We start from the raw sequence: 4,468 nt of genomic DNA on the forward strand, positions 1-4,468 counted from the left end.
TTGGACAAATCCTTAGAGAAAATTTATGTAAAGAATAAAAGACAGCGTACAACTTCGGTTCAGTAAAAGCTATAACACCTTTTATGTAAAATAGAATTAAAATAAAAGAAGTCTATCAGAATATTTTTGATAGACTTTTTATTTGTTGTTCAGTTGCATAGTTGCATCTGCTTTTCTCTTTTTTTTAAAAATTTTGATTGCGACTTTGACGAGCAATCAATTCCTTATCCCGTAGGGCAAGGTCGTTATTTATTCAAAATACTGTAGTTTACGGAGGTTTTTAGAGTATAATAACACACCTTGCTATATTCTTTTTGAATACAATTACTCCGAATAATTTTAATCCATATTTTCTCTAAAAAAGGGAATGTTATTTTAAAATAACATTCCCTTTTTAAATTGAAGAATGGAGAATTTGAATCTTTAACCCAATTTGAACAAACAAAATATATCCAGAAAAGAAATGTTTATTTATTAATGATTACATTTGTATTACAAATACTATCATTATGAATACTAAAGAGAAAAGATTAACTTCTTTAAGAATAAACAATAATCTTTATGAGTTTCTTAAAAAAGAAGCTATTAAATCCAATAGAAGTTTTAATAATTATATTGAAACAATACTTTTAGATGCTACAGGATATTCTATCCCTAATTCAGAAACTATTTCAGCAATGGAAGAATTAAAAAATAATTCAGAAAATCTTGATTCGGTAAGTAATCCATCTGAATTAAAGGGTTACCTAAAAAATCTACTTGATGAATAATTATAAATTAATATTCTCCACTCAATTTAAAAAGGATTTTAAAAAATTTAAAAAAGCTCCCAAAAAAGTCCAAGATATTGAAATGTGTTTAGAATTATTAATTAAAGGTGGTGCTGATAATCTACCTTTAAAAATGAAAGCTCATAAACTTATTGGCGACTATAAAGATTATTGGGAATGTCACATTAATTCTGATTTACTTCTTATTTGGTTTCAGTTTGATGAAGATAAAAAAGAAATTCATTTAACAAGAATAGGATCTCATTCTGATCTTTTCAAATAAAGCCTTAGTATAACCACTTGTTTTTAACTCAAATTAAGGAGTGAATAAGCTTGTAGATAGTTAATATTTAGCTTTAAATAGCTTTAAATACTTTTTGCTATAATTTCCTAATGATTAAAAATAAAATGTCTTAAAACGCAAAAAAAAACGACCTCAAAAGAAGCCGTTTTAAAATCGTTTCGCTTTCAAATTTATGGTTAAACATTAAATTTGAGCAACAAAAATACATTAATGAATTAAAAATCAGTTAATTAAATTAGATAAATTTATCAAAAATAAAAAAATCCGCCCCCCCTGGTGCGCATAAAAAAGTCACGTCAATTTGTTTTTGTTTTTCCACTCTAACGAAAACAGTGCATTTCACGCAAGCTCCCAAAAGTGATTTTTCGAAGAAAATCACACCCTTAAAAACTAAAAAATTACTATGTTTTTGTATTAATTAAACATAGCTTATCTAACATTACTTATCGGTTTTTTTTAAAACACATTTAAATTATTGTAAATCAGAATAGTTACAAGGGTTTAAAAATTTCTAAATAGGACTTTTATAATACTTTAATAGGACTTTTATAATACTCTTGATTACTCTAAAAAGGACTTTTATAATACTTTGTAGGACTTACATGTTTTAATGTCCTTTTTTGTTATATTTGTATTAATTATGTCCTTTTTCAATTATTTAATCCTATGAAAATAAATAATAAAGAGATTCTACAATCTTACATACTGACAACTGCAAAATATGATTATTCTGTATATGAAAAGAGAATATTATATAAAATAGTTGAACAACTTCAATATTTAATTGAGGGAAAAATGTTAGATAAAAGATATTCTATTCAGCAAGGTATTTTTGAGAACTCAAAAAAATTTACTTTCCCTTTTTCATCATTTAAAAAAAATGATGAAGACAAGAACCACTATCAAATAAAAAAAGCATTACTTTCTTTAGAAAATAAATTGTTTGAATATGAAGATGATGAAGTTTGGAAAACTATTCGAATAATTTACAAACCTGAGGTTTTTAAACAAAAAGAATATATTTCTTTTGTTTTATCTGGAGAAATAATTGAATGTTTTTTAGATTTTTCAAAAGGATTTAAAAAATATGAATTAAAGACCGCAATGGAATTTGAAAGTATATATTCTATGCGTTTTTACGAATTATTATCTAATCAAAAAAAACCTATTAATTATACAATCGAATCTCTAAAAGAGATATTTTGTATCGTAGATAAATATAAAGAAACTAAAGATTTTTTTAAACGAGTTGTAGAGCCAGCAAAAAAAGAATTAGATAAATGTAGTCCTTACACGTTTCATTATGAAAAAATAAAAACAGGACGTAAAATCACAGGTATTAGATTTATTCCTATTCATCAACCACAATTTGAAGATGAATCTTTGAAGAAACAAAAGGCATTAAAACAAATGTCTAATCGTTGGTATATTCCAAAAAACATAGAAGATTATTTAAAGTACAATTACGAGTTTACCGATAAAGAATTAAACAACAATCTTAGCTTATTTGAGAGTTTACACAATCATCTTTCTGAAGAGGAACTATTGGATTTCTTAGTAGAACTAAAAGCTCAATCTGTACTATATGAAATCAAAAATCTAAAAGCATACCTTATTGGTTCTTTAAAAAATAAATCTGAACAGATTTTCGAAGAAAAGTACTTAAAAAAGTAGTATGACAAAAGTATGTCATCTTTATATTTTGACATACTTTTGTCATAGTTTAAACTTTTTATACTTATGAATTACATAGACGTAAAAGAAGCCATAAAAAAAACAGGAAAAAGCGAAAGAACAATAAGAAGATTATTTGCTAACTCTGAATCATTACCATACTTACAGAAAAAAGGAAATAAAACTTTAATAGAAGTTAATTATCTGTTTTCCATTTACGACCCTTTAAATGACACTAAAAAGCCACAAAGGCAAAAGTATGACATAACCGAAATTTGGCAGAAGCAAGAAGATATAAATTCTTTAAAAACAAAAATTGCTTTATTTGAACAAGAATTAAAGAATAAAGAGTTGCTTTTACAAGAAAAAGAGGGTAGAATAATCGACCTACAAAAGACAATTCTCCTTTTAGAAGCCCCAAAAAAAGAACCGGAATTAAACCAAGCAGAACAAATACCGGAAAAGAAAAAAAGATGGTGGCAATTTTAAATATACACTTCCTTATTTAGTTAGTTTTTTACTTTATTATAACTAATTTAAGGCTAATATCCTACCTAAGTAAAATAAGATTAGGTAATCACTTTTTTTTTAAAAAAAAAAGTGATTACTACCACTATAAAACATTGAATATAATACAATTACATTGAAAATTTTAATTCCTTTATTTTTTTTCTGCATTAATGCGTTAAGATATTAAATAATAAACTTTTTAAATTCCTATAAAACACTAACTATCAATACTTAAATGTATTTTTCAGAGTTCTAAAAAAGTAGGCGGTATTTAATAGCAAGATGTGTCTTTGTTCGTACAAACTTTTCAAGTTCTAAACCAAAAACCTCTTGCCTTTTTGACAAAAGGGAAAAAAATCTTTGATTACAAAGGAAAAAATAATAAAGTAAAAGAGACTTCAGGTTTTGGATTAGCTTTAGGGATTGGGTATGATTCTCAAACTGATAAGAAAATAGATTTAAAAACAGGAAAAGTTTCAGAAGAAACGAATACAAAAAAAGTTTCATTTTTTGGGTATAATTATACTACAACTGAAAAAAATGAGAACGGAAAGAAAACAAGCGAGACATCTCATTCATATCAACCAAGTATTGGAGCAGGATTTTTTCTTAATATACAGTTTGGATTGGATATTGGTGTTAAATTCAAAGGAAAGTAATTTATGAAAGAATTTATCAGTAGAAAGTATAACAATTTTTATAATACATTAATAATATTAGTATTAATGATATTTGTTCTTTTTGCATTACTCTTAATTACTACATATTTAGATGATATAATAACTCAAAATAAGTATGATGTTTTATTATTTTTAGGTTTTTTTGTTCTAATTTTTTTAGTCTTTATTAGACTTAATTATTACATAAATGAAATTATTATTGATTACGAAAATGAAACTATTATAATAAAAAAAATATTTTCAAAAAAAGTATTTAAAATCAATGAGATAGATATGGTTGATAGATATATTTTACCGTATTTAAATTATTTAAAAATAAATAATAAAAATTATTTGTTTATCTCTCGTTCAATAGACCCATTTGGAAATAATTTTACTTTTGATTCAGAAGGAGATTTAGAGAATATCAAAGAGATTCTAAAAGAATTTAATAAAAAGTAGTTATTCCAACCCAAGGTAGTGTTCCAAATGTGTTGTTTTTACACAATACTCACAAAAACAATTAATTAACTATAAAATAATTTTACTCA

6 protein-coding genes are annotated in these 4,468 nt (G+C 24.7%); all 6 read left to right on the top strand.

What is annotated here, in order from left to right:
• Positions 1–509: 509 nt before the first annotated feature.
• The 6 genes from IF125_RS13985 to IF125_RS14010 all read left to right on the top strand — a co-directional run bounded on the left by IF125_RS13985 (position 510) and on the right by IF125_RS14010 (position 4,379).
• On the top strand, positions 510–770 hold the full coding sequence (locus IF125_RS13985) for a hypothetical protein (protein ID WP_092910729.1): 261 nt from the start codon (positions 510–512) through the stop codon (positions 768–770).
• Positions 763–1,053 carry a type II toxin-antitoxin system YafQ family toxin gene (locus IF125_RS13990; protein ID WP_092910726.1) on the top strand — a complete coding sequence of 97 codons (291 nt, stop codon included), beginning with the start codon at positions 763–765 and terminating at the stop codon, positions 1,051–1,053. The genes IF125_RS13985 and IF125_RS13990 overlap by 8 nt, the downstream gene beginning before the upstream one ends.
• A 687-nt stretch (positions 1,054–1,740) precedes the next feature.
• A complete protein-coding gene (locus IF125_RS13995) occupies positions 1,741–2,748 on the top strand; it encodes a replication initiation protein (RefSeq protein ID WP_225542906.1) in 1,008 nt (335 codons plus the stop codon).
• Positions 2,749–2,814: 66 nt separating this feature from the next.
• On the top strand, positions 2,815–3,237 hold the full coding sequence (locus tag IF125_RS14000) for a hypothetical protein (RefSeq protein ID WP_225540672.1): 423 nt from the start codon (positions 2,815–2,817) through the stop codon (positions 3,235–3,237).
• Positions 3,238–3,596: 359 nt separating this feature from the next.
• Positions 3,597–3,917, top strand: a complete 321-nt coding sequence (locus IF125_RS14005; protein WP_225542907.1) for a hypothetical protein — start codon at positions 3,597–3,599, stop codon at positions 3,915–3,917.
• Between the two features lie 3 nt (positions 3,918–3,920).
• Positions 3,921–4,379: a hypothetical protein gene (locus IF125_RS14010; RefSeq protein WP_225542908.1), complete on the top strand. Its 459-nt coding sequence runs from the start codon at positions 3,921–3,923 to the stop codon at positions 4,377–4,379.
• Positions 4,380–4,468: the final 89 nt, after the last annotated feature.

The organism is Empedobacter stercoris, from assembly GCF_020281205.1.
Lineage (GTDB): Bacteria > Bacteroidota > Bacteroidia > Flavobacteriales > Weeksellaceae > Empedobacter > Empedobacter stercoris.

Bases quoted from the DNA above. Each gene is read 5' to 3' on its own strand.
- IF125_RS13985 (WP_092910729.1), top strand. From the start codon at position 510: ATGAATACTAAAGAGAAAAGATTAACTTCTTTAAGAATAAACAATAAT.
- IF125_RS13990 (WP_092910726.1), top strand. From the start codon at position 763: ATGAATAATTATAAATTAATATTCTCCACTCAATTTAAAAAGGATTTT.
- IF125_RS13995 (WP_225542906.1), top strand. From the start codon at position 1,741: ATGAAAATAAATAATAAAGAGATTCTACAATCTTACATACTGACAACT.
- IF125_RS14000 (WP_225540672.1), top strand. From the start codon at position 2,815: ATGAATTACATAGACGTAAAAGAAGCCATAAAAAAAACAGGAAAAAGC.
- IF125_RS14010 (WP_225542908.1), top strand. From the start codon at position 3,921: ATGAAAGAATTTATCAGTAGAAAGTATAACAATTTTTATAATACATTA.